The sequence below is a fragment of the Actibacterium sp. XHP0104 genome (assembly GCF_025751515.1).
In the GTDB taxonomy this organism is placed as follows: domain Bacteria; phylum Pseudomonadota; class Alphaproteobacteria; order Rhodobacterales; family Rhodobacteraceae; genus Actibacterium_D.
The window spans coordinates 1-540 of record NZ_JAOWLE010000021.1; the positions used below are offsets into that span (position 1 = coordinate 1).

General features: G+C 62.2%; 2 protein-coding genes. Both read right to left on the minus strand.

The annotated features are described in order from the left end of the window. Positions 1-230, minus strand: a 230-nt coding sequence (locus OE856_RS13705) for a hypothetical protein (RefSeq protein WP_263716718.1), incomplete at its 3' end; no start/stop codon positions are given. A gap of 14 nt (positions 231-244) precedes the next feature. Next, on the minus strand, positions 245-540 hold a 296-nt coding region (locus OE856_RS13710; RefSeq protein WP_263716719.1), incomplete at its 5' end, for an SDR family oxidoreductase.

Genomic DNA, 540 nt, shown 5'->3' on the forward strand with positions numbered 1-540 from the left:
CACTCCATCTCGAGATCGCCGGGGATCTCAAGCTCGTCATCCGCGGGGATCGTGTTCTGATACGGCGTCGTCGCCGAAAACGGCAAGGTCGCACCCGCCGCACGCGCCTGCTGAACAGCCTTGTCCAGCAGAAAATGCGCACGGTTCGCACCGTCACGCTCAATCACATCAGCAATGGCATCCTGCCACTCCTGAGACTCAATAGGATCAATGTCGTTTTGATTTGTCATAGCGAGTGGGTCCCTTATCCGAAGAACTGAGCGCCGTTAGCCGAGATGGTCGAGCCGTTGATGAAGCCGGCGTCGTCGGAGGCCAGGAACACCACGCAGCGTGCGATCTCTTCGGGCTCGCCCAGGCGGCCGGCGGGGATCTGCGGGATGATGTTCTTGTTCAGCACGTCCTCGGGGATGGCGCGCACCATTTCGGTGCCGATATAGCCGGGGCAGATGGCGTTGGCGGTGATGCCGGCGCGCGCGCCTTCCTGGGCCAGGCTGCGGACGATGCCGATGTCACCGGCCTTGGTGGCGGCATAGTTGACCT